At 58.4% G+C, this 24,292-nt stretch carries 18 protein-coding genes; 10 read left to right on the top strand and 8 right to left on the bottom strand.

The features are described 5' to 3' along the window. On the bottom strand, nucleotides 1–1,446 hold the full coding sequence (locus G5287_RS06555; RefSeq protein WP_421171824.1) for a coniferyl aldehyde dehydrogenase: 1,446 nt from the start codon (nucleotides 1,444–1,446) through the stop codon (nucleotides 1–3). A gap of 212 nt (nucleotides 1,447–1,658) precedes the next feature. On the opposite strand from G5287_RS06555, the gene G5287_RS06550 reads away from it, so the two are divergent. The 3 genes from G5287_RS06550 (at nucleotide 1,659) to G5287_RS06540 (ending at nucleotide 3,584) form a co-directional block, all read left to right on the top strand. Then, nucleotides 1,659–1,952, top strand: a complete 294-nt coding sequence (locus tag G5287_RS06550; protein WP_005353197.1) for a hypothetical protein — start codon at nucleotides 1,659–1,661, stop codon at nucleotides 1,950–1,952. 221 nt (nucleotides 1,953–2,173) lie between these two features. Continuing rightward, a complete protein-coding gene (locus G5287_RS06545) occupies nucleotides 2,174–3,142 on the top strand; it encodes a nucleoside hydrolase (protein ID WP_005337734.1) in 969 nt (322 codons plus the stop codon). Nucleotides 3,143–3,248: 106 nt separating this feature from the next. Further along, nucleotides 3,249–3,584: a DUF3634 family protein gene (locus tag G5287_RS06540; RefSeq protein WP_005353195.1), complete on the top strand. Its 336-nt coding sequence runs from the start codon at nucleotides 3,249–3,251 to the stop codon at nucleotides 3,582–3,584. An 88-nt stretch (nucleotides 3,585–3,672) separates the two neighbouring features. Here the strand turns inward: G5287_RS06540 and G5287_RS06535 are convergent, their stop codons facing one another. Together G5287_RS06535 and G5287_RS06530 are read right to left on the bottom strand one after the other, a co-directional pair. Then, a complete protein-coding gene (locus tag G5287_RS06535) occupies nucleotides 3,673–4,869 on the bottom strand; it encodes a c-type cytochrome (protein ID WP_216953242.1) in 1,197 nt (398 codons plus the stop codon). Further along, complete coding sequence (locus tag G5287_RS06530) at nucleotides 4,866–6,791, bottom strand: NAD(P)-binding protein (protein WP_421231053.1); 1,926 nt, start codon at nucleotides 6,789–6,791, stop codon at nucleotides 4,866–4,868. Before G5287_RS06530 ends, G5287_RS06535 begins: the two co-directional genes overlap by 4 nt. Nucleotides 6,792–7,369: 578 nt before the next feature. Between G5287_RS06530 and cyoA the strand changes: the two genes are divergently transcribed. The 7 genes from cyoA to G5287_RS06495 all read left to right on the top strand — a co-directional run bounded on the left by cyoA (nucleotide 7,370) and on the right by G5287_RS06495 (nucleotide 14,216). Then, the gene (gene cyoA / locus G5287_RS06525; protein ID WP_216953244.1) at nucleotides 7,370–8,413 is read left to right on the top strand and encodes a cytochrome o ubiquinol oxidase subunit II; all 1,044 of its coding nucleotides are present in this window, start codon (nucleotides 7,370–7,372) and stop codon (nucleotides 8,411–8,413) included. Nucleotides 8,414–8,416: 3 nt separating this feature from the next. Then, entirely contained in the window at nucleotides 8,417–10,393 is a 1,977-nt protein-coding gene (cyoB, locus tag G5287_RS06520; RefSeq protein ID WP_421171827.1) for a cytochrome o ubiquinol oxidase subunit I, read from the top strand. A gap of 4 nt (nucleotides 10,394–10,397) precedes the next feature. After that, nucleotides 10,398–11,012: a cytochrome o ubiquinol oxidase subunit III gene (locus G5287_RS06515; RefSeq protein ID WP_421231052.1), complete on the top strand. Its 615-nt coding sequence runs from the start codon at nucleotides 10,398–10,400 to the stop codon at nucleotides 11,010–11,012. Then, nucleotides 11,013–11,342, top strand: coding sequence for a cytochrome o ubiquinol oxidase subunit IV (locus G5287_RS06510; RefSeq protein ID WP_216953247.1), 330 nt, complete (start codon nucleotides 11,013–11,015; stop codon nucleotides 11,340–11,342). Between the two features lie 11 nt (nucleotides 11,343–11,353). Continuing rightward, the gene (gene cyoE / locus G5287_RS06505) at nucleotides 11,354–12,250 is read left to right on the top strand and encodes a heme o synthase (RefSeq protein ID WP_421231051.1); all 897 of its coding nucleotides are present in this window, start codon (nucleotides 11,354–11,356) and stop codon (nucleotides 12,248–12,250) included. 160 nt (nucleotides 12,251–12,410) lie between these two features. Further along, nucleotides 12,411–13,781 carry an MFS transporter gene (locus tag G5287_RS06500; protein ID WP_266135111.1) on the top strand — a complete coding sequence of 457 codons (1,371 nt, stop codon included), beginning with the start codon at nucleotides 12,411–12,413 and terminating at the stop codon, nucleotides 13,779–13,781. Between the two features lie 60 nt (nucleotides 13,782–13,841). Next, nucleotides 13,842–14,216: a DUF805 domain-containing protein gene (locus tag G5287_RS06495; RefSeq protein WP_005337730.1), complete on the top strand. Its 375-nt coding sequence runs from the start codon at nucleotides 13,842–13,844 to the stop codon at nucleotides 14,214–14,216. A gap of 81 nt (nucleotides 14,217–14,297) precedes the next feature. Here G5287_RS06495 and G5287_RS06490 read toward each other — a convergent pair whose 3' ends face one another. The 5 genes from G5287_RS06490 to G5287_RS06470 all read right to left on the bottom strand — a co-directional run bounded on the left by G5287_RS06490 (nucleotide 14,298) and on the right by G5287_RS06470 (nucleotide 24,290). Next, nucleotides 14,298–15,401 (bottom strand): ElyC/SanA/YdcF family protein, encoded by a 1,104-nt coding sequence (locus G5287_RS06490; RefSeq protein WP_421171829.1) that lies wholly within the window; start codon nucleotides 15,399–15,401, stop codon nucleotides 14,298–14,300. Between the two features lie 299 nt (nucleotides 15,402–15,700). Next, nucleotides 15,701–16,453: a DNA/RNA non-specific endonuclease gene (locus tag G5287_RS06485; RefSeq protein WP_319919931.1), complete on the bottom strand. Its 753-nt coding sequence runs from the start codon at nucleotides 16,451–16,453 to the stop codon at nucleotides 15,701–15,703. A 235-nt stretch (nucleotides 16,454–16,688) separates the two neighbouring features. Then, nucleotides 16,689–18,581, bottom strand: coding sequence for a PTS fructose transporter subunit EIIC (locus tag G5287_RS06480; RefSeq protein ID WP_227342359.1), 1,893 nt, complete (start codon nucleotides 18,579–18,581; stop codon nucleotides 16,689–16,691). 442 nt (nucleotides 18,582–19,023) lie between these two features. Beyond that, nucleotides 19,024–21,462 (bottom strand): GH92 family glycosyl hydrolase, encoded by a 2,439-nt coding sequence (locus G5287_RS06475; protein WP_337072789.1) that lies wholly within the window; start codon nucleotides 21,460–21,462, stop codon nucleotides 19,024–19,026. A gap of 305 nt (nucleotides 21,463–21,767) precedes the next feature. Continuing rightward, entirely contained in the window at nucleotides 21,768–24,290 is a 2,523-nt protein-coding gene (locus tag G5287_RS06470) for a GH92 family glycosyl hydrolase (protein ID WP_421231050.1), read from the bottom strand. Between the last annotated feature and the right edge of the window lie 2 nt (nucleotides 24,291–24,292).

The following is a 24,292-nucleotide window of genomic DNA, read 5'->3' as shown; positions in this document are numbered from 1 at the left end:
TCAACGCAGGAAGAAAGCCATCATCAGCTTCTGGATCCAGCTGTTGTAGGGCGGATGGATCAGGGAGCCGGTGGTGAACTTGCCGCGGGTCAGCACGGTTTTCGCCTTGGAGAAGGTGAGAAAGCCCTCGTGCCCGTGGTAGTGGCCCATGCCGGAGGCGCCGATGCCGCCAAACGGCACATCATCGGCCGCCACCTGGAACAGACTCTCGTTGATGGCCATGCCGCCGGAGTGGGTCTCCCGGGTCACCCGCGCCTGCAGTTCGGGATCGAAGCTCATCAGGTAGAGAGCCAGCGGGCGGGGGCGCTCGGCTATGTAGGCGAGCGCCTCCTCCAGGGTGTCGTAGGGGATAAGCGGCAGCAGCGGGCCGAAGATCTCTTGCTGTATCACCTGACAGTGGCCCGGCACCCCGGTCAGCAGATGCGGGGCCAGAAGGCGGCGCTGATCATCCCGCGCCGGAGTGGAGCAGGGGTGGAGCTGGGCTCCCGCCTGTTTGGCCTCATCGAGCCAGCTGACCAGCCGCTGATACTGGCGATCGTTGATGATGGCGCCGTAGTCGGGGCTGGCGAGCCCGGCAGGGTAGAGCTTGGCAAAGTGGTTGCGATAGGCGGCGATAAAGTTATCCACCTCGCTACGGGGCAGCAGCACATAGTCGGGGGCGACGCAGATCTGCCCGGCGTTGAGGCTCTTGCCGAAGATCATCCGCTCGACCGCGGTGGCGACCGGCATGTCGGGGGCGATGAGACAGGGGCTCTTGCCACCCAGCTCAAGGGTGAGGGGGGTAAGCTGGGGCGCGGCGGCGGCCATCACCAGCTTGCCCACCATGGTGGAGCCGGTAAAGAGCAGGTGATCGAACGGCAGTGAGCTGAACGCCGCCGCCATCTGGGCATCTCCTTCGATGATGGCGATCTCGCTTTCGTCAAATACGCTGGTGAGCATGGTGCGCAGCACGGCATTGGTATGGGGAGTGAACTCGGAGAGTTTCAGCATCGCCCGGTTGCCCGCCGCGATGGCGGTGATGAGGGGGCCAAGGCTCAGCATCACCGGAAAGTTCCACGGCACGATAATGCCGACCACCCCGAGTGGCTGGAAGTGCACCTCTACTTTGGCGGGGGCCAGCAGCAGGCCGGTGTGACGGCGGTGGGGCTGCATCCAGCGCTTGAGCCGCTTCTGGGTGTAGTTGATCTGCATGATGCAGGGCAGCACATCGGCGATCAGGCTGTCGTAGTGGCTGCGCTGGCCATAATCTGCTGCCAGCGCCTTGCACAGCTGCCCCTTGTGGGCGAGCAACGCCTGCTTGAGTTTGGTCAGCTGCGCCCGGCGCTCGGCCAGGGTTGGCATGGGGTGAGCCAGACTCGCCCGCTTGAGCCGCGCCAGCTGATCCGGCAGGGACATCTTGATGGCGAGGATATCCTCAGGAGTGTGTTGAAGCTGCGCCGCACCCATGTTGTTCTCCGTATGAAAAATGACCGACTGATTAGTCGGTCTAAATCTAGCTGTTTGTTACCGGAATGTAAAGCTGGCAAGCTGTCTGCCGTTCACCACAAGCCAGACGCAAGAGAGAACTGTGTGTCTCCCCACACTTTTGTGGTTTGCTCGTTGGTGGCTTATCTAATAAGGGGTAGTTTTTGGCTATTAACCTACACGGAGAGAGCACTATGACCAGGGAACTGAACAGCTTGTTGGCCCGGCTTGAAGATGTGGTTGAGCGGATGCCGGATTGCTTCAACACCTACGAATTCGCCCAGAAGCTGGCACTGCAATATCAGCCGGAGTTCTTTGCCGCGGGCCACTCTCTGGCCGAGCACGAGGGCAAGGTACTGCGGGTGCTGCACCAGAAGATCGCCGAGGCGCTGGCGGGCAGCGAGATGGTGATTGAAGGGGCACTGCTCCCCTGCGTCACCCCCTGGGGGGAGAAGGCGACCTCACCGCGTTGGCACCGCAAACACTGAGGATCCGGTCAGGCAGATCACTGCCAGATAGCAGATAACGAACAACGATAAAGGGCGCGGCGCTGACAACAGGGCCGCGCTTTTTTTATGCAGATTGTCGCCAGCAGCGCCCCCGCTGCCGGGAGCAAAGGCCCGGTCTGTGATCCCATGCCGGGATACGAGACCGTCAGCCGGGTAGACTCTCCCTTTTGTCGCAGGGTTTGTCACCGTAGGAATTTCTCATGACCCATAAAATCATTCTGGATACCGACCCGGGTATCGACGATGCAATGGCCATCCTGTTTGCCGAGGCCCACCCCGCCATCGAGCTGCTCGCCATCACCACAGTTTTTGGTAACGCCACCATCGACAATGGTACCCGCAACGCCCTCTGGCTCAAGCAGAAGTACGGCATGAAGGCGGATGTGGCCAAAGGCGCGGCTGCCCCGCTGCTGCGCGAGCCGGTCGGCCCTACTACCATAGTCCACGGCCCGAGCGGCTTTGGCGACATGGAGGCGGGGGAGGTGACTATCGCTCCGGATCCCCGCCCCGCCTGGCAATATATTGTCGAGGCGGTCAAAGCCGCACCGGGGGAGATCACCCTGGTCACTATCGGCCCGCTGACCAATCTGGCGCTGGCGCTGCAACAGGCGCCCGAGATTGTCTCGCTGGTGAAACAGGTGGTAGTGATGGGAGGAGCCTTTGGCGTCAACGGCCATCGCGGCAACGTCACCCCCTATGCCGAAGCCAATATCCACGACGATCCCGATGCCGCCGACCGGGTCTTTACCGCCGATTGGCCGGTAGTGATCATCGGGCTGGACGTGACTCAGCAGAGCTTCTTCAGCAGCGCCTATCTGGATGAGCTCAGGGACAAGGCGGGGGAGCCGGGCCGCTTCCTGTGGGATGTCAGCCGCTTCTACCTGCGCTTCTACTCCGAGAAGCTGGGGCTCTCTGGTTGCCACGTTCACGATCCGTCCGCCATCGCCTATGTCATTGACCCGACCCTCTTTACCCTGCGCGAGGGGCCGGTGCGGGTGATTACCAGCGGCCCGGCCATCGGCCACACCCTGCAAAAGTTCGATGGCAAACGCCACTCCCACGATGATTGGGCAGCCTATCGTCCGCAGCAGGTCGGGGTGGCGGTGCGCGATGAAGCCTTGCTGGCGCTCTATCGCGAGACGCTGGTGGGCTGGGGCAAGGATTGCTGAGCAAAGAGGCGCTATTGCGTTGACGCGGGGGCTGTGATCGGCGCCAAACAATCGGAACGCTCGGCCGCTTATACTGCCTTATATCAAGAGCTTGGGAGGGATGAAGATGGCCTGGATTTCCTTGATAGTGGCGATAGCCCTGATCTGGTGGTTGATGAAGCTGGGGCGTGGCGCCCTGTTCGAGATCCGTCTTGCCCCCGGCAAGGTAGTGGTCAAGCAGGGCAAGGTGTCACCCGCCTTTATTGAGCATGCCAAGCAGATCCTGCGCCACGACACGGTGCGCGGTCGCATTGTGGGGCAGCGTGATGGCGATGGTGTAAAGCTGATCTTCTCCCGCTCCATCCCCGAGCCGGTGGCCCAGCGTTTTCGCAATATCTTCCCTTATGGCGATTACCGCCAGCCAACGGCGCCGCTGCCGGGGCCAAAATCCCGCAAGGGATAAGCACCGGAACCTGGTTCATCAATAGCAAACGGGCCTCCAGTGGAGGCCCGTTTTTTATGGCACTTGGCCAAGAGAGGGCTGACAGCCCTTACTCTTTACCGTGCAGCTCGCGCTGGGCCTTGACCGCAGCCGCCTTGACGGCGGTGCCTTCATTGCCCCAGGAGGCGCGCAGGGTGTTGACCAGCTCGGCGAGCCGCTCATCATCCATGGTCCAGCCATAGCCCGGCATGTGGTAACCCAGATGGCCGTGGGTGACCGGTGTTTCGGCGCCGTGCAGCAACACATTGATCAGGCTCGACGGATCGCTCGCCAGCACGGTGCGGTTGTTCACCAGCGAGGGGATGACGTGGTCATTGCCCTGGCCGTTGACCCCGTGACAGGTGGAGCAGTACATGGCGTAGTCCGCCTTGCCGCTGGCACTGGCGTAGGCGCGGGCCCCTTTCTCCGCCACCGGTTCATCTTTCAGATCGGTCAGATAGGTGGCGATGCTGGCCAGATCGGCGTCGCTGAAATACTGGCTGCTGTGAGTGATCACTTCCCCCATGGGGCCCGCGACCGCTTCATGCTGGCTGCGGCCGGTTTTCAGCAGATCGATCAGCGCCTGCTTGCTGTAACGGCTGCCGCGAATGTCGGGGGCATACCAGCCATCCAGCGCCGCCCCGCTCAGGTAGACAGGGTCCGCCTCGGTCAGCGCTTTCTCCTGCATGCCAAGCCCGCGCGGAGTGTGGCAGCTGCCGCAGTGGCCGGCACCCTGCACCAGATAGGCGCCGCGGTTCCACTCCTCGCTCTTGCCTGCGACCGGGGTGAAGCGGCTGTCATCGTGGTAGATCCAGTTCCAGCCCATCAGCGGCCAGCGCATGTTGAGGGGCCAGGGGATGTCGCTCTCCTTGTTGGCGATGGCCAGCGGCTGTACCTCCTTCATCAGGTAGTGATAGAGATCTTCGAGATCCTTATCGCTCATCTTGGCGTAGGCGGTGTAGGGCATGGCCGGATAGAGGCGATGGCCATCGCGGGCCACCCCTTCGCGCATCACCTTGATGAACTCCGGCAGGCTGTAGTTGCCGATACCGTGGGTCTTGTCGGGGGTGATGTTGGTGGCAAATACGGTGCCGATGGGGGTCGGGAACCCTTTGCCGCCCGCCAGCGGCTTGCTGGTTTCGCTGGTGTGACAGGCGGCGCAATCGCCGAGCTTGGCCACGTATTCCCCCGCCGACATGGCGTGGGCGGCAAGGGCAGGCAGGGCCAGCAGCAGGGCGCTGGCGGTCAGTGACAGGGCGCGGCTCATTGGGCACCTCCCTTGCTCATGGCAACCAGCTCGTTGACGGCGCGCCACGCTTCGTCGATGGCGGCGTGGGCGTAGGGGCTCCAGCCTGCATCCGAGTTGGCGATGGTGATGTTGCCGATCGGCTGGCGACCCAGTTCAATCCATTTTTCGCACTGTGTTTCGTCATCAAACAGGGTGTTGGTGACATAGGAGTAGCCGTGAGACCAGCGGTTGACCGTGATGGCGAGGATATCCTGCTCATGGTTAAAACCGGCGCTGCCGAGCATCCCTTGCAGCTGTTCGCGGATCATCTGCTCATGCTGTTCGAACGGCATGCCGAGGATCATGGCGCGCCCCTTGCGGGACTGTTCGCGGGCCGACAGACCGCTGCCCGGCAGGGTCGGCACATAGACCATGTGCAGGCACATCGGCTGATCCGGGCTATTGGGATGCTCGTAGCCACCCATGCTGACTGGATAGTCGAGCTTGACCCGGCTGTAGGGGGCTGCGGGGGAGTAGACCTCGTGCACCCCCAGCTTGACGAAGGCTTGCCAGTTCTTGATCACCACCTTGGTGTAGACCAGCGGCGCCTTGGCATTCTGGCGCAGCGCCTCCTTCTGGGGCTCCGGCATCTCGGGCACCATGTAGGGGATCATCATGTTGTAGCCCGCCATGATCGACTGCTTGGTCCGCACCCGATGCAGTTTCCCCTCCTTGATGTAGGTGACATCCACCGCCAGCTTGCCGTCGGCGAGGCGCACGTTTTTGGCCTGCAATGCCGTGCTGCCAAGGCGCAGTTGCACCTTGTGCTCAGGCAGGTCGAGTTTGCTGTAGTCAAACTTGGCCAGCACCACATCCTGCATGGTGTGACCCGGCGCCACTTGCGGAATGAGCTTGCGCACCATCAGGCGGGTGAGACCGGCGTTGCCATCGGGGAAGTGGAAGATGTAGGGATCGTCCAGCTCCGCCTGCTCCTCGGCATCCAGCGGCGTCAGATTGAGGCCGTCGAACCCCGGCAAGGCGCAGAGGCGCGCATCGGCGCAGGCGGTGGCGTCGATGCCGACCGCCTGGAAGTCGTTGGTGCGCTGCTGGAAGTAAGTGATCGCCCGCTCGCTGAGGCCCACTTTATCGCGCAGGAAGGTGGTGTAGCTGTTGCGGGTCACCCACTCGTCCTGCTGCTCGCGGGTCATGCCGCTCAGGTAGTCGATCTTCGCTTCGTGCAGGGCCAACAGGGCGGCCTTGTCAGCATCATCGAGGGGGAAGTCACCGATAAATTCTGCCAGCGGACGACCGTTCAGGCGATCGCGCGGGATATCGTCCGCCACGTTGTGGCCCGGATCCCCGTTCACTATCTTGTTGATGCCAAAGTGCTTCTCGTCGAAATAGACGCCGCGGCTCAGCCCCAGATCCGGATAGAAGGTCTGCTGGAAACCGGCGGCCAGCTCGTCGATGTTGACCTCCAGCGCCTTGAGCAGACCGAGCGCAACCGGGCTGTAGACCGAACGCGGTGATTGCAGGGATTCACTGCCGCCGTAACCCAGACGCAGGCCATCGGGGGTGGTGAACTCGTTGCGCTTGGCGTGGCCGCCGAAGTCATCGTGGTTGTCGAGTAGCAGGATCTTCTTATCCGCGCCGAGCAGTTGCTGATAGAAGCAGGCGGCGGCCAGACCGCTGATCCCGGCGCCGACGATCACCAGATCGTACTCCCCCTCAAGGGGAATATTGGCGAAGTCATACTGCTTGCCGTCACGGGCGATGCTGTGGGCCGGTTCGAAGGAGCCCGGGTGGTTGCCGCGCAGCCCGGTGAGGGCGGGCGGGTAGGCTAGGGTTTTATCCGCCAGCGTGCTGCCGCCTTCGGCAGCCTTGAGCAGATTGATGGGGGCGACGCCTGCCGCAATGGTGATGGCAACGCCGTTGAGAAAATCTCTGCGTGTAATACTCATGGCAATACCTGCTGTATGAAAAATGGAAAAGTACAGAGTGGGGTAGCTGGCCAGCAGCAAGAGGACGCAACCTACCGCCATATTTTTATGGCGTCTATATGGGTTGATAATAACTTATTAAACAGATTGATCAAACGAGTATGGAGTGACATATCTGTTTGGGTTCGAATTGTTAAAAAACAATCCAGCTAAAAAATATCGTGCTGTGTTCTGTTCGTCGCGTTTAATTACGTAAATGATGATGAGTTCAAATTGTCGCAGATCATCAAAGTCGACAGGTGTTTATTATTCATGCTGGAGGATTAATTTTTCGTCATATATACCCATATGCTATGTAAGGTTAGTTGGCGAGATAATGCTCCCTGTCCAATTATAAATTGAGAAGAGAGTGTCATTGATTAATTATGGGAAAAGGCGCCATTAATAGTGATACGGATGCAAAATTAACATTTTTCACATGCTGAGGCCAAGTTTGGCACAATCTTAAGATTAATTTTCCATGTTGTTTACATGTTCCGGTTCTGATCACAATGTTGCCCGTTTTTACAACTTTAGCCTTGCGACCATAAGGACACTGCATGAGACCTTTTGAATTAAAGAGGGGCTTGGGTGCTTTGCTGTTGATCGCATCGGCCAGCTTGCTGACCGGCTGCGACATGGCCTTGATGAATCCCAAAGGGCAGATTGGTCTGGAACAGAAATCACTGATATTAACCGCCTTGGGGCTGATGTTAATTGTGGTGATCCCTGTGATTATTATGGCGGTGGTCTTTGCTCGTAAATACCGGGCATCAAATACCAATGCCAAATATACTCCGGATTGGTCTCACTCCAATAAAATTGAGGCGGTTGTCTGGACCGTACCAGTTATTATCATCGTCATTCTGGCAACCATTACCTGGAAAACTTCCCACGAACTGGATCCCTACAAGCCGCTGGAGTCCACGGTGAAGCCGATCCAGATTGATGTTATTTCCCTCGACTGGAAATGGCTGTTTGTCTACCCAGAATTAGGGATTGCCTCGGTCAATGAATTAGCATTCCCGGTCAATACCCCCGTCAATTTCCGGGTGACTTCAGACACTGTCATGAACTCCTTCTTCATTCCCAAGCTGGGCGGGCAAATTTATGCCATGGCAGGTATGCAGACCAAGTTGCATCTCATTGCCAATGAAGCAGGCGCGTATGACGGTATCTCCAGCAGTTATAGCGGAGCCGGTTTCTCGGGCATGAAGTTCAAGGCGATTGCTACGCAGGATCAGGCCGGTTTTGATACCTGGGTTGCCAAAGTCAAGGCCTCTCCCAAGATGCTGACCACCATGGATGAGTTCAATGCGCTGGCCAAGAAGAGCGAAAACCACCCAGTAGAGTATTTCTCAAGTGCCGATCCGGCCCTTTTCGTCAAGCTGATCAACAAGTTTATGGGTGACATGGGGCATGGCGAGCACAAGGGGATGACCCATAAAGCCCCCTCAGAGCATGGCGCCGCCATGAATCACGATGACATGGCACATATGCAGATGGACCATGCCGCTATGGCGCATGACGGGCAGAAGGAGCATGCCGGACATATGAACGCGCCGTTGGATAACAAGGCTGTGCAAGCAGGATCCGAGGAATAACCGATGTTTGGAAAATTAACACTCGATGCCATTCCGTTCCATGAACCCATCATCATGGTGACGGTAGCCGGTATCATTTTGGGGGGGCTGGCCGTTGCCGGCCTGATCACCTATTTCGGCAAGTGGCAATATCTGTGGAAAGAGTGGCTTACCTCGGTCGACCACAAGCGTCTTGGGGTCATGTATCTGATCCTGGGTATGGTCATGATGCTGCGCGGCTTCGCCGACGCTGTGATGATGCGTACCCAGCAGGTGATGGCTTCGGCTGGTGGTGACGGCATTTTACCGCCCCACCACTACGACCAGATCTTCACCGCCCACGGGGTCATCATGATCTTCTTCGTGGCGATGCCACTGGTGATCGGTCTGATGAATATCGTCGTGCCGCTCCAGATCGGTGCCCGTGATGTGGCTTTTCCCTTCCTCAACAACATCAGCTTCTGGTTCACCGCCGCTGCCGTGGTGTTGATCAACATCTCCCTCGGGGTCGGTGAATTCGCCCAGACCGGCTGGCTGGCCTATCCGCCGCTGTCGGGGCTGGAGTACAGCCCGGGGGTCGGGGTTGATTACTGGATCTGGAGTCTGCAGATATCGGGTCTGGGCACCTTGCTGACTGGCGTCAACTTCTTCGCCACCATCATCAAGATGCGCGCTCCTGGCATGACCATGATGCGTCTGCCGGTGTTCACCTGGACGGCTTTGTGCTCCAACGTGCTGATCATCGCCTCCTTCCCGATCCTGACCGTTACCATCGCCCTGCTCACCGCAGACCGCTATCTGGGTACCCATTTCTTTACCAATGACATGGGTGGCAACATGATGATGTACATCAACCTGATCTGGGCCTGGGGCCACCCCGAGGTTTATATCCTGGTGTTGCCGGTATTCGGGATCTTCTCCGAAGTAGTGGCCACCTTCAGCAAGAAGCGGTTGTTCGGCTACACCTCGCTGGTATGGGCGACCATTGCCATTACCGTGCTCTCCTTCATTGTCTGGTTGCACCACTTCTTCACCATGGGCTCGGGCGCAAACGTGAATGCCTTCTTCGGCATTACCACCATGATCATCTCCATCCCGACCGGGGTGAAGATCTTCAACTGGTTGTTCACCATGTACCGTGGTCGCATCGAGTTCACCTCACCCATGCTGTGGACCGTCGGTTTCATCATCACCTTCACCATAGGTGGCATGACAGGGGTACTGCTCTCGGTGCCGGCGGCCAACTTCGTGTTGCACAACAGCCTGTTCCTCATCGCTCACTTCCATAACGTCATCATTGGTGCCGTGGTATTTGGCTGCTTTGCCGGTATCACCTACTGGTTCCCCAAGGCGTTCGGCTTCACCCTGAACGAAACCTGGGGCAAGCGTGCTTTCTGGTGCTGGATTATCGGCTTCTTTGTTGCCTTCATGCCGCTTTACGTACTGGGCTTCATGGGGATGACCCGCCGCATCAGCCAACAGCTGGATCCGGCCTTCCACCCCTGGCTGGTGGTAGCAGCATGTGGTGCCGGCCTGATTGCCCTTGGTGTCTTGTGCCAGGTGATCCAGCTGGTGGTCAGCATCCGTGACCGCGAGCAGAACCGTGATGTGAGTGGTGACCCCTGGGGTGGCCGGACGCTGGAGTGGGCGACTTCTTCACCGCCGCCCTTCTACAACTTCGCCATCGAGCCGAAGATCACCGGTCTGGATGCCTTCTGGGATGCCAAGCAAAACGGTTCAGCCTATCAGCAGCCCAAGCAGTATGCGCCGATCCACATGCCCAAGAACACCGGGGCTGGGGTGATCATCGCGGGCTTCAGCGCCATCTTTGGCTTTGCCATGATCTGGCATATCTGGTGGATGGCGATCCTTGCCTTTGTCGCCATGATTGGCAGCTGGATCATCCATAGCTTCAACGATGGCGTGGACTACTACGTCCAGGTTGACGAGATCACGCGCATCGAAGATCAGCATTTTGCCAACATTAACAAGGGGGCGTGACGCTATGGCGACCGACGTTCTACATCACACTCACGAGAGTGCCCATGATCATGGGCACCATGATGCCGGTGCCAACAAGGTGTTTGGTTTCTGGATCTACCTGATGAGTGACTGCATCCTGTTTGCATGTCTGTTTGCAACCTATGCGGTCCTGGTCAACGGAACTGCCGGCGGTCCGAGCGGCAAGGATATCTTCGAACTGCCGTTCGTATTTGCCGAAACCATGCTGCTGCTGTTGAGCTCCATCACCTTCGGTTTTGCCATGTTGGCGATGAACAAGAACCGGGTGTCTACCGTCAATGGCTGGTTGCTGGTGACCTTTGTGCTGGGTGTCGGTTTTATCGCGATGGAGATCTACGAGTTCCATCACCTGATCGCAGAAGGTTACGGCCCGGATCGCAGCGCCTTCCTCTCCGCCTTCTTCACCCTGGTCGGTACCCACGGTATCCACGTCACCAGCGGCCTTATCTGGATCATCGTGATGATGGTGCTGGTGGCCAAGAAGGGGCTGACCGATCGCAACCGCTCCCGCCTGATGTGCCTGAGCCTGTTCTGGCACTTCCTCGACGTGGTGTGGATCTGCGTCTTTACCGTGGTCTATCTGATGGGGGCAATGTAAATGAGTCATTCCGTTGATAATCACGGCGCCAGCCACGGCAGCGCCAAGAGCTACCTGATCGGCTTCGTGCTGTCACTGATCCTGACTGCCGTACCGTTCTGGATGGTGATAGACGGCTCCGCCTCCCACACCACCGTGCTGGCCACCGTGGTTGGCATGGCGGTGGTGCAGATCTTTGTCCATCTGGTCTACTTCCTGCACATGAACACCTCGTCCGAGGAGCGCTGGAACCTGGTGGCACTGGTCTTTACCGTGCTCATCATTGCCATCGTGGTCGTGGGTTCCCTGTGGATCATGTACAACCTCAACATCAACATGATGGTCCACTGAGCAGGCTGGCAATGATGAAGCAATACCTGCAAGTGACCAAGCCGGGCATCATCTTCGGCAACCTCATCTCGGTGATCGGGGGATTTCTGCTGGCTTCAAAAGGAAGCCTGGACCTGCCCCTGTTCATTCTGACCATGGTGGGTGTTTCGCTGGTGGTGGCCTCCGGTTGCGTGTTCAACAACTACATCGACCGGGACATCGACTGCATCATGGAGCGCACCAAGAACCGTGCTCTGGTGAAGGGGCTGATCGCCCCCGGCGTATCGCTCTGGTACGCCACCGCGCTTGGCATGGCGGGCATTGCACTGCTCTATTGGGCGGCCAATCCGTTGGCCGCTCTGCTGGCGGTGCTGGGCTTCATTGTCTATGTGGGGGTCTACAGCCTCTACATGAAGCGTCACTCGGTCTACGGCACCCTGGTGGGCAGCCTCTCCGGCGCCGCGCCGCCGGTCATCGGCTACTGTGCGGTGAGCGGTCAGTTCGACTCGGGGGCCTTGATCCTGCTGGCGATCTTCAGCCTGTGGCAGATGCCGCACTCCTATGCGATCGCCATTTTCCGCTTCAAGGATTATCAGGCGGCCAACATTCCGGTGTTGCCGGTGGTGAAGGGAATTTCGGTGGCCAAGCACCACATTACCCTCTACATCCTGGCCTTTATGGTGCCGACCCTGATGCTGTTCCTCGGCGGTTACGCCGGCTACAAGTATCTGGTGGTGGCCACTGCGGTGAGTGTCTGGTGGCTGGGGATGGCGCTGTCGGGTTACAAACAGCTGGTTGATGATGCTCTCTGGGCGCGCAAGCTGTTTATGTTTTCCATCGTCACCATTACCTGTCTGAGTGTCATGATGTCGGTAGACTTCCAGCCAGAGGCCGAGTCTGTGGCGCTGGTGAGCATGTTGCTCCGATAGTGTGCGTTGCTTCCGATTGCATGAGATCCAGAGCCGGGAACCTCCCCGGCTCTGTTATTATGGGGCCGCCCATCGGGTACTTTTCCCCTCTGTCGGGTGTGGCATGGCGCGTGTCGGCCACCCCTTGAGTCTTCCTTTTCCCTGACCTATCGAGGCCATCATGAATGATTTCACCATGACGAGGGGCGAGCGCCGTGCCACCTGGGCGCTCGGCTCCGTCTTCTCGTTGCGCATGCTCGGCATGTTTATGGTGCTGCCGGTGCTGACCACCTACGGCATGTCGCTGGCGGGGGCCTCCGAGGCGCTCATCGGCCTGGCCATCGGCATCTACGGCATGACCCAGGCGCTGTTCCAGATCCCGTTCGGTCTGCTCTCCGACAAGGTGGGCCGCAAGCCCCTCATCGTCGGCGGCCTGCTGATGTTTGCCCTCGGCAGCGTGATCGCGGCGCTGACCCACTCCATCTGGGGCGTCATCGCCGGCCGCGCCCTGCAGGGCAGCGGCGCCATCTCGGCCGCCGTGATGGCGCTCTTGTCGGATCTCACCCGCGAGCAGAACCGCACCAAGGCGATGGCCTTCATCGGGGTGAGCTTTGGCATCACCTTCGCCATCGCCATGGTGACCGGCCCCCTCATCACTCATGCGCTGGGACTCTCCGGCCTGTTCTGGCTCATCGCCCTGCTGGCGCTGGGGGGCATTGCCGTCACCCTCTGGCTGGTGCCGACACCGACAACTCATCTGCTCAATCGCGAGTCCGGCATGGTCAGGGGCGGGATGCGCACTGTGCTGACCAATCCGCGCCTGCTCAAACTCAATCTCGGCATTTTGTGCGTGCATACCCTGTTGATGTCGAGCTTCGTGGCGTTGCCGCCGCTGCTGGAGCAAGCGGGTCTGCCTCGGGACAGCCAGTGGCAGGCTTATCTGGTCACCATGCTGATTGCCTTCGTCAGCGTTGTACCCTTCATCATCTATGCCGAGACGCGCAGAAAGATGAAGTTGGTGTTCCAGATCTGCGTGCTGGTGATGCTCAGCGCCGAAGTGGTGCTGTGGCAGGCTGGCCTGCAGCTGTGGGGCCTGCTCGCCGGCCTGCAGCTCTTCTTCATCGGCTTCAACGTGATGGAGGCGTTGCTGCCATCCCTGATCAGCAAGGAGTCGCCACCGGGTTACAAGGGTACGGCCATGGGGATCTACTCCACCAGCCAGTTTATCGGAGTGGCTATCGGTGGCAGCCTGGGGGGCCTGCTCTACAGTCTGGGTGGTGGCGCCCTGGTGTTTGGCGGCTGCTCTGCGCTGGCCCTTGTCTGGCTCGGGGTCAGCCTTACCATGCAGGAGCCCCCCTATGTGAGCAGTCTGCGCATCCTGTTACCGGAAGGGGTGGAGGCGAGCCCTGCACTGGAGCAGAAACTCCGAGCCTGCGACGGGGTGAACGATGTACTGCTGGCACGGAAGGAACGTTCGCTCTATGTGAAGGTGGACAGCAAGCGGGTCAGTCGCCAGGATCTGGAGCTGCTGGTGATCGACGCCGGACACTGATCGCGCTAAGCTCGGTTCGGATCTGCAACTACTTGTTTTTGAAAACAGTCTGGAGGCGCAATGAACTGGTATATCTCGGTCCTCAAGCAATATGCGGTATTCAGCGGGCGGGCCCGTCGCACCGAATACTGGATGTTCGTGCTGTGCAACGTCATCGTCATGTTGCTGCTCGGCATGGTGGACAAGCTGATCGGCGGCGACAATGAGCTGATAAGCTCCATCTATTCGCTGGCTGTGCTGCTGCCATCTCTGGCGGTGGCGGCCCGTCGTCTGCACGATACCGACCGCAGCGCTTGGTGGCTGCTGCTCGGGCTCATCCCCATTATCGGCACCCTGGTGCTTATCTACTTTATGGTTTGCAACGGTCAGCAGGGGCCAAACCGCTTCGGTGACGATCCCAAAGCGGCCCCCTCACAGGGCTTTATCGTCAGCTAACGGGCGAGGCTTGGCCAATCATCGGTCAATAAAAGAGAGGGAGGCATCGCGCCTCTCTCTCTTTTTCGTGTTGATGGCCGATCAACGCTCGATCAGCGGGGCGGAGCGGTAGCTCCACATGCCGTAGGTGCGCAGGGCGTCGCGGTAGATGCCGAGCAGCTCGCTCTCGCTCGGGGTAGCCAGCTCCTCGAGGGGCTTGTCGGGGTAGCTGACGCTCGCCACCTTGATGTTGGCCGGACCAATCTGGTCGCAGGCGATTTCCAGCACCGTCTGGCCGCGGCGCACATGGCTGGCGGAGCTTACCAGCACCGCATAGTCAATCTGGTGGCGGGCGAGGGCATAGGCGCTGTAGAGGGCGTTATCCACCGTGCTGGTGGCGTAGTTCTCTTCAATCAGGCGGCTGCGGTCGATGCCGTGGTTGGCCAGCCAGTCGGCCATCAGCTTGCCCTCGGTCTGGCGGTTCTGAGGCACGCCGCCGGTCAGGATGAGCAGCGCTTCCGGGTCGGCTTTGGCCAGCTCAAGGGTGGTTTGCAGCCGGCCCAGCAGGATCTTGTCCATGCTGCCGTCGGGATTGAGGGCGTAGCCCAGGGTGACGATAGCGCGTTTGCCCTCTTTGCTGGCCTTGACCTGATCCTCGGTCAGTTCGGTCTGCAGCGGGGCGGTGGTGATCCGCTGCACCCGGGCGATGATCTCCTCCAGATCCGCGGCGCGGCCACTGTTGCGATCCGCAACTTTCGCCAGATAGCTGCGGGAAGCCTCCTTGTTACCCTTCACCAACTGCCAGATGGCGAGATAACTGTTGATGTCGAGATCATCGGGAGCGACGGCTTGCGCCTGCTCCAGCAAGGTGATGGCGCGGCTCAGGTTGCCGTTGTAGATCTGGGCGTTGGCCGCCGAGATGAGCAGGTCGGTGCGGTAGGGTTCCAGCTGGTAGGCGGCCAGCAGCCGCTCGGTCACCAGCTCCATATTGCTCGGCATCTTGGCGGTAAAACCTGCGTGGGAGATCTTGGCTGGCGACTTGTAGATCCGCAGTGCTTCGCCGAGCAGCATGTCCACCGCCTGCCGTTTGCTGACCAGAGTATTGAGGTCATGCTCCATCTGCATTGAGCTCTCGGCCGCTTGCAGAGTGAGGGGCGAGAGCGCCAGCAGGCCGCCGAGGGTGAGGGCAAGAAGGGTCTGTTTCATCAAAAGGTCCTCTGTCGGGCTGAATCGCGCCGTAGTGCGCCGGCGTGTGGGCCGATGGGATAAGGCAAATGTGCGTCAATTCAGTCTGTTAGTGCCAAAGAGAGGCAATATACCAGTTAACGGTGCGGCAAACTGTGAGTCGAGGCGGGTCGTCGGGTTATGCCACACCTGTGGCCGCAAAAATGGCCGCAACGGGTCAGCAGCCATCTGAAAAGGGCAGGGGGAGCGTGACTCCCCCTCCCTCTGTTGCGATGCAAGACAGATGGAGTTTCAATCCATCTGTTGGCGAGTGTTCGCAGTCAGTTCCACATCGGGGAGATGCGGGCTTCCAGCGTCTCTTGCTGCTCTTCGGGCATATCACTGAAGAAGTTGAGTTGGGTCTGCTCTTCCACCTCGCGTACCGAGACCCGGTAGTCGGCGATCTGGCTGATGGGCACCTCTTCCTGCGGCATGATAAAGGCGATGGCCTGCAGTCTGGCCGGGTCCATCACGATCTTGTAGTAGGCGCTCGGGATCGCCACACCCTGACCGATGGACTCTTCAGAGCCGGTAAAGATGGGGCCGGTGATCACCTGCACATCCTTGCGGGAGACCGCCCACTTGTTCACCTTGTCCTCCAGCACGCGCCACGCCTTCTGGTTGAGCACCCCGATCTGCGGTGTCATGTTGCTCAGCAGGAAGCTCTCTTTCATGGTGTTCTTGTTCGATTTCATGTCCCCCGCCGGGGCCTGATGGCCACGGTCGTAGCCCGAGCCCTTGTAGTCGGAGAGGGTGGCGCGGTAGGCAACCGGGATCTCCCTGTCCTCGGCGAAGGCATCCTTGCGGGGCACTGTGCCCTGTGCGCTCTGGGCGGTCATCCGGTAGGAGACCCAGTCCGCCACCTTGTAGTCGTAGTTGTAGCCGACCGCATACCCTTCACGGCAGAGCTTCTGATCCGATTCGGAGGGCAGACCAAAGCGCACGTGCTCACCGCACTCCCAGTGGGCTGCCAGCAAGGGGGTGGCAGTGAGGGTGAGGGTAACAGCCAGAACCAATTCATTGATTTTTATCATTTTTGTGATGCTCCAGTTTAGTAGGCGGAGCCATTTGACATGAGATCTGACTAGCGCTTCAATTGCTGTTTTTTTACACGTCACCGTTCTGTGACGGCTCGCCAAGAACCGTGATGTGACTGGTTAATATGTTTTAAATCAGTGGCTTGGTCGGTGGGATGATATGCGGTTGCTTAGCAGGTAACGAAAAGGGGCCAGTGATGGGCCCCTTGTTATAGGTGGAGTCTGACGGTTATCAGGCGGCGTTTGCCTTGTTGCCCAGCGTGCGGGCCAGCAGTGCTTCCGGATTGTGAATCGCCTCTTTGGTTTTCACATCGATGACCTCGATATTGGTGAAGCGCTCGCGGTTCTTGATCGCCACGTCGTGGGCGAAGATGACGCAGCGGGCGTTTGCGACATCCTTGGCGGTGATGCGGTTGATGATGCCGTTGGCGCCCTGGGTCTCGACCTTGATCTTGATCCCCTGCTTGGCAGCGGCCTTCTGCAGGCTCTTGGCGGCGAGGAAGGTGTGGGCCACGCCAGACGGGCAGGCAGTGATGGCCAGAACGTCTGCTTCCCCTTCCGCTTCAATGACTTCGAAGCTGGTTTGGGTGGTAGTGACGTCATCTTCTTCGCTCACTGGCTTCTTCAGCAGGTTGACGATGATGGCGGTGGTCAGAGCGCCGAGGATGGTACCCAGGATGTAGCCCATCTTGCCTTCAACAACCGGCAGGACAATCCAGCCACCCCAGGGGGCGTGGTTGATACTGTGCATCATAAAGCCGGTGATGTTGCCGACGATGCCGCCTGCGACGATGGCCGGGATAACGCGCATGGGGTCAGCAGCGGCAAACGGGATGGCACCTTCACTGATACCGATCATGCCCATGATGGCGGCCGCTTTGCCGGATTCACGCTCCTCTTTCTTGTAACGCTTCGGAGACATCAGGGTAGCCAGTGCCATACCGAGCGGCGGCACACAGATGGCGATGCCGACGCCGCCCATCAGCCAGGGCTGGGTGTTGACCTGAGTCTGGGCAAACAGGGTAGCAACCTTGTTGACCGGGCCGCCCATATCGAAGGCGGTCATACCACCCAGAATGGCACCCAGCATCACTTTACCTGAGCCCGCCATGCTGGAGAGCCAGTGGTTCATCCCTTCCATCATGGCGGCGATCGGGGCACCGATCCCCCACATCACGATGCCGCACACCAGAAAGGTACCGATCAGCGGATAGATGAAGATGGAACCGAGGGAGGTCATGGAGTCAGGCAGCTTGATCCGTTTGAGCTGATTGACCACGAAACCGGCGATAAAGCCCACCAGAATGGCGCCGAGGAAACCGGTTTGATAGTGCTGAACGGCAATCCAGGAGCCGATCATGCCCGGGGCCAGGCCCGGCTTGTCAGCCAGCGAGTAGGCGATATAGCCACCCAGCACGGCGGTAAACAGGGTCAGACCGGCGATCCCCATGGTTGCCATGTCTTTGAGGAAGCCCGCTTCCGGCACGGCGCCCTTGCCGCTCATCATCACCGACAGTGACAGCAGCACACCGCCCGCCACGATGAAAGGGATCATGTGGGAAGTACCAAACAGCAGGTGCTGCTTCATGGTATTGAGGCGATCCTTGAAGGTGCGCTCTTCGGGTTCAGCCGGTGCAGTGGCAGCCGGTTTGGCGGCTGGGGCCGGTTTTTGCACTTTCGGGCCTTGCTTGAGCAGGGTCAGCGCTTGCTCGACGGTGGTGGCGGCTTTCATCTGCTCGATAAAGCCCGGTTCCAGCAGACGGGTGGAGAGCTCGGCCAGCACTTCGATGTGGTGGTTGGCGCCGCCATCCGGGGAGGCGATCATGAAGATCAGTTGAGTTGGCTTGCCATCTTCGGCGCCGTACTCGATACCCTGACGGCTGACACCGATGGCAATGGCCGGACGACTGACCGCCTTGCTCTTGGCATGGGGCAGGGCGACACCCTGCTCGAAGCCGGTGCAGTCCAGCTGCTCGCGGGCCCAGATATCCTTGACGAATTGCTGTTGATCAGACACGGCGCCATCGCGCGCCAGCATCTGTGCCATCTCGTCGAACAGAGCCTCCTTGCTGGTGGCCTTCAACTCCAGGCAGATGAGTCTGCCGTTGGTCATGGTGGGTAACATCTCACTCTCCTTCCCTGTAAGGGCTAAGTCATGCGTTGCGAATTGGGCTCATTATTGCCCTCAAGGGTAGGGTTGGACAGGCGATGAATGTAGCAATAACTGGATTTTTGTTGCATGGTTTTGCTGGTGTGATCCAGCTCGCAAAGTGTTGATCTTTAACTCAATAGTGGTTTTTGTTTAATTAATGGCAGGATGTGACAGCGGTCAAGATATGACAGAAAAACCCTTGTAATGGGATTTACAGCCATTTTTTGCGGTTTATTGCCCGATTTAAGGCATGTTTGAGAAAAACGGCTTAATGGCTGAACCTGGGCTTCCCACTGGAAAATAAAATGGCCCAGCGCTGATTGGATTTTATCAATCCATCTGGCGTGGGCCGTCGGGTATCACAAAGTGACATTTTCGGATTGCGTGCTGAATGTCACCTCAATGCTATCGATCGTTACTTTTGTGGCGGGGTATCGCCCATCACGAAGTGGAGGTTGCCCCCCGGTATAAACTCCTTGTGCTCGAAGAAGAGACCATCCTTGAGCGGTTTGCCATTGATGGTGACCGACTGGACATAGCGGTTCTTGGCGCTGTTGTTATCGGCGATGATGGTGAAGGTTCCCCCCTTGACCGGGATGGTCGCTTTGGCAAATAGCGGGCGGCCAATAGTGTAAACGGGGTCTGCCGCATTCACCTGATAGAAGCCAAGTGCTGACATCACATACCAGGCAGACATGGAGCCCACATCCTCGTTGCCTATGATGCCTGCCGGGGTGTTCGAGTACATGGTGTCGAGGATGTAGTCGACCGTCTCCTGAGTTTTCCAGGGCTCCGATGTCCAGTTGTAGAGGTAGGGAATATGGTGGGAGGGTTCATTGCCGAAGGCCACCTGACCCATCATCCCGGTCATGTCAGCGGTCTCCGACCCCTGACTCTCGGCGGCAAAGGTGGCGTCCAGATTCTGCTTGAAGGCCTCTTCTCCGCCCATCGCGGTTTTCAGACCCTTGATGTCATGGGGCACAAACCAGGTCCACTGCCAGGCGTTGCCCTCTGTATAGTTGCCGGTCTCATGTTCGGTGCCATAGGGATCAAACGGCGTCATGAAGGCGCCATCGATCATCACCGGACGCATGAAACCGGTCACCCCGTACTGGGCGTATTCGGCCGCATTGTGGTCGAAGTAGCGCTGATAGCCGTTAGAACGGGCCAGATAGCGCGCTTCGGCCGCCGGGTTGCCGGCCGCCTTGGCGATCCGGGCGATGGCCCAGTCATAGAAGGCGTTCTCCAGACCGTAGGAGACCGACTCGAGGGTGTAGTCAGCGAAGACGGGCTGACCGTCGATCCGCTGCACTGCCGGGGCAAAGCCGTTCTTTTCGATGTAATCGATGTGGTTGGTCAGGGTCTTGTCCAGCACCGCCTTGTCCCACTCGGTCGCCAGCATGGGGTAGTTGGTATAGGTGGAGGAGTCGATGGCGGCCGTGAGCGCCAGATTTTTCTCCTGCGCAGTGAAGGCATCGGGGTATTTGGTGATGGCGTCGGCAATCACCACCACCGCCGGATAGCCCACCATGGTGCCTGTCTCATCCCCCAGATGCTCCCACTTGGGCAGCAGGCCGCTCTCCAGATACTTCTGGAGCAGGTTCTTGGCATACTGCACGGCGCGGGTGGGTTCGGTGATGGTTTTAAGCGGGTGCAGCGCTCGCTGGGTGTCCCACAGTGAGTAGACCGAGAAGTTGGGCTGATCTTCGCTTGCCTGGCCATAGTGGATGGAGTAGCTGCCTTCCCCCTTGGCCTGCGCCCCTTTGCCCATGCCGCGGTAGTTGCCATCCACATCCTGATGGACGATGGGGGCGATCTTGGTGTGGTAGAGGGCGGTGTAGAAGATCTCGTTTTGCTCCTTGCTGCCCCCCTCGATGGTGAAATTGAGGGCGTTGGCCCACTTCTCGCGGGCGTTGGCGCGGGCCTCGTCAAACGAAACATCCCCTTCGGCCTGGTAGTTGTTCCATGCGCCGGTGGCATCGACCGCCGATAGGGCAACTTTGGCGTTCAGTTGGGCTGAGCCGCCCTCTTCAAATTCGACGTAAGCGGTGACATCCGCTTTGGATTTGGCCTTGTGCTCGGCGCTCAAGCCCTCTACCGGCACACCACCAGCGAGGATGTAGACCCCTTTGATCTTCTTGTCGAAGGTCGCATGGAAGAAGATCTTCTGGTTTTTCGCCCAGCCGGAGAAGTGAGTCGCATCTCGCTCGCCGGTGATGGTGTAGCCATCTTCGCTGACGGTGAGTTTGTTGCGCAGCGAACTCGATCCCCAGTCGCTGTTGAGGATCGAGTTCAAATCGATCTTCAGCCGTTGGGGTTGCCCCTGCGGATAGGTGTAGCGGTGAAAGCCCACCCGCTCGGAGGCGGTCAGCTCGGCCTTGATGCCATTCTCGGCGATGCGCACCGCATAGTAGCCAGGCTCGGCCTGCTCGGATTTTTTGTCCATTTTGACCGAGATGGCTTTGCGGTAATCATCGCTTTGCTCGATGTATTTGGATTTATCTTCGGTAAAGGGCAGGAACAGAATATCCCCCAGCCCCCCCATGCCGGTGCCTGAGAGGTGGGTGTGGGAAAATCCGAACAGGGTATCTTTGTCAAAGTGATAGCCGGAGGAGGAGTGCCAGCCGATCAACTCGGTATCCGGCGAGAGTTGCACCATGCCCTCCGGTACCACAGGGCCGGGAAAGGTGTGACCGTTAAAGCCAGTGCCAACGAATGGGTTCACATATTGCAACACATTGGTTGGCGTTGGCTTTTGATCGTCGTTATTGTCGCTGCTGTTATCTGAATCGCAGCCGGATAACATGGCTACTGTGCTGGTCAGGGCAATGGCTAGAATATTTTTCTTGAACATATTGAGCGGCTCCATCGGGTAGAGGGTGAGCAGTCATGATCTATTTTTATGAGACCGGAGCGATCCCTGAGCAATATTGGTGCTCGATGGCATTGATCCCGGCGAGCACTATTATTCCCATGCCATCTGTTTCATCGACAGAGTAAAAAAGTGTCATTCACTAGACTTTTGTGGCAAGGCGCGCTGTTTGTGATCCGGGTATCATGTAATTGCGTGCGGTATATTTTTGAACATTTTTGTTAGTGAACAAAAAAGAGGCACAAAGGAAGCTTTGGGCCTGAACATATATTGATAGTGCATGATGGTTATTTATTATCTGAGCGGATCGGTTTTTGCGCCGTCATGATAAATTTCAGTTCACCACCGGCACGAATATCGCTGTGATTGAACGTCAGGTTTTCCCCCAATGGTTTGCCATTGATGGTGACCGATTCCACATAGATATTTTGGGTGCCATTGTTTTCGGCGATCACGGTGAATTTTCCGCCATCGATATCCATGATCACCTTGTCAAACAGTGGCTGACCTATGGTGTAGACCGGGAGCCCCGGCGTGACCTGATAGAAGCCCAGCGCACTCATGATGTACCAGGCGGACATTTGCCCCACATCCTCATTGCCAATCAGCCCTGTGGTGGTCGGGTGGAAGAAGTTGCGCACCGCCTGATCCACATACTCCTGGGTTTTCCACGGCTCCTTGGTCCAGTTATAGAGGTAGGGAACATGGTGATCCGGTTCGTTCCCCATCACGAACTGCCCGATATAGCCGGTCATATCCCCTTGCGAGGTATCAGCGTTGGAGTTGGCGGTGAAGAGGGCATCCAGATTCTTCCGGAATCCCTCCTCGCCCCCCATCACCTCTTTGAGCCCCTCGATATCGTGGGGAACAAACCAGCTCCACTGCCAGGTGTTGCCTTCGGTAAAGTCCTGCCCCCTGTGCTCGGCCCGATAGGGCCAGAAGATGTCATAACGGCTGCTGTCGTTGGTGTCACAGTTTTGTGGTGGTGTAACGGGATTGCCGTTTTTATCGATGGCGCAGGAGGGGTAATTGTTGACCCAGCTGCCATCGTAATTTTTGGGGCGCATAAAGCCGGTCGCGCCATATTTGCCATATTGCGCCGGGTTGTAGTCAAAATAGGCGCGCCAGGTAGTCGCCCGGGCCAGATAGCGGTTCTCGGCGGATTTGTCGCCAGCCAGTCGGGCCAGCTGGGCGATGCACCAGTCATAGTAGGCATTCTCGACACCGTACGAGACGGACTCGTTGACCAGTTCATCGTACTTGTCCTGCGCCATGCCGCCCTCTTCCGGCTTGAGTTTGACGTTGGCGGGGACATAGCCGTGCTGCTCGGCATACTGGCCGTGACGGGTCATCACGGTGAAGCGCTTGTCGCCGTTCCAGGGATCCTGATAGGGCACCCAGCTTTTGGTCAGCGCGAGGTCAAAGTTGGCGGAGACATTGGCCGCCTGCAGCGCCAGCTTTATCTCTTCCTGTGTGAATGCATCCGGGTATTTGACGATGACGTCGGCGATGATGGAGACCGCCGGGTAGCCGACCATCTCGCCGGTATAGTCGGAGTGCAGCTCCCATTTGGGCATGATGCCGCCGGTTTTATATTTGTTGAGCAGATCGTGCACATAGTCGATGGATCGCTCTTTTTCGATGATGGTCTTCAATGGGTGGGCGGCGCGGAAGGTGTCCCACATGGAGTAGACCGAATAGTTGGTAAAGCCCGGCTTGGCCTGATGCACCTTGCCATCCATTCCGCGATATTGACCATCCACATCCTGATAGACGAAGGGGGCGATGTAGGTGCGATAGAGCGAGGTATAAAACATCGTCTTGTCGGCATCGCTGCCACCCTCCAGGGTGAACTTATTGAGCAGTTTCGCCCATGCCTGCTTGTTCTCCTGCACCACCTGATCGAAGCGGTAGCCATGTTCATCGGCGCGCAGGTTGGCCATGGCCCCCTCAATGCCGGTGCCCGAGATGGCCATCTTCATGGTGATGGGCCGTTCCCCTTTGGCAAAGTTGAGCTGGGTCACCACATCCCGTACCCGGGGTCTGGTTTCGCCATACCCGATGTAATCGGCCAACCCCACCTCGGTGTCGTTGCTCAATTTGCCATCGACATAGAGGATCTGATCCACAAACGGTTCGGAAAACTCGGCGTAGAAAAAGACCGTCTGCCACTGCCCCCACTCGTTGCTGGTTCTGGCTCCGGCAATGGCGTTGTCGCTCACCCGCTTGAAGTAAATATTGCGGGAGTGGTTACCGTACTGCTCCAGCAGCTCGTGCTGCAGATCAAGCTGGACTTTGCGATCTTCACCCGCCGGATAGCTGTAACGGTGGAAGGCGACCCGCTGGGTGGCAGTGAGTTCGGCCTTGATGCCGGTCTCCACCAGATCCGCTTTGTAATAGCCTACTTCCGACTGTTCGCTCGTCTTGTTGATGGTGACCGGGTCGGTATTGCTGCCGATGAAGGGCAAGAAGGCGAAATCATTGAGATCCCCCTTGCCTGCCCCCGAGATATGGGTGCTGCTGAAGCCGGAAAGCTTGGCCAGATGGTGGTGATAGTCGGAAGGGGATCCCTTGCCATTCCAGTTGGCCGGATTCCAGTTGTCCGGGCCCGGCTGGATCATCCCTTCCGGCATGACCGGGGCCGGATTGACATTGCCCAGCCCATCGGTGCCGATCAGCGGATCGACATATTGCAGCACCTGCAGGGCATTATCGGGGCGGCCATTGTCAGTAGTCTCATCATTTGTGTTGCAGCCATAGAGGCCAAGCAGGGCTGTCACCATGATGGCCAGCTTGTGGGGTTTGAACATTG

It is taken from the genome of Aeromonas sp. 603079 (assembly GCF_049172135.1).
In the GTDB taxonomy this organism is placed as follows: Bacteria; Pseudomonadota; Gammaproteobacteria; order Enterobacterales; family Aeromonadaceae; genus Aeromonas; species Aeromonas veronii.
Note: the sequence above shows the minus strand (reverse complement) of the source record. Positions and strands in the feature narration are given on the sequence as shown.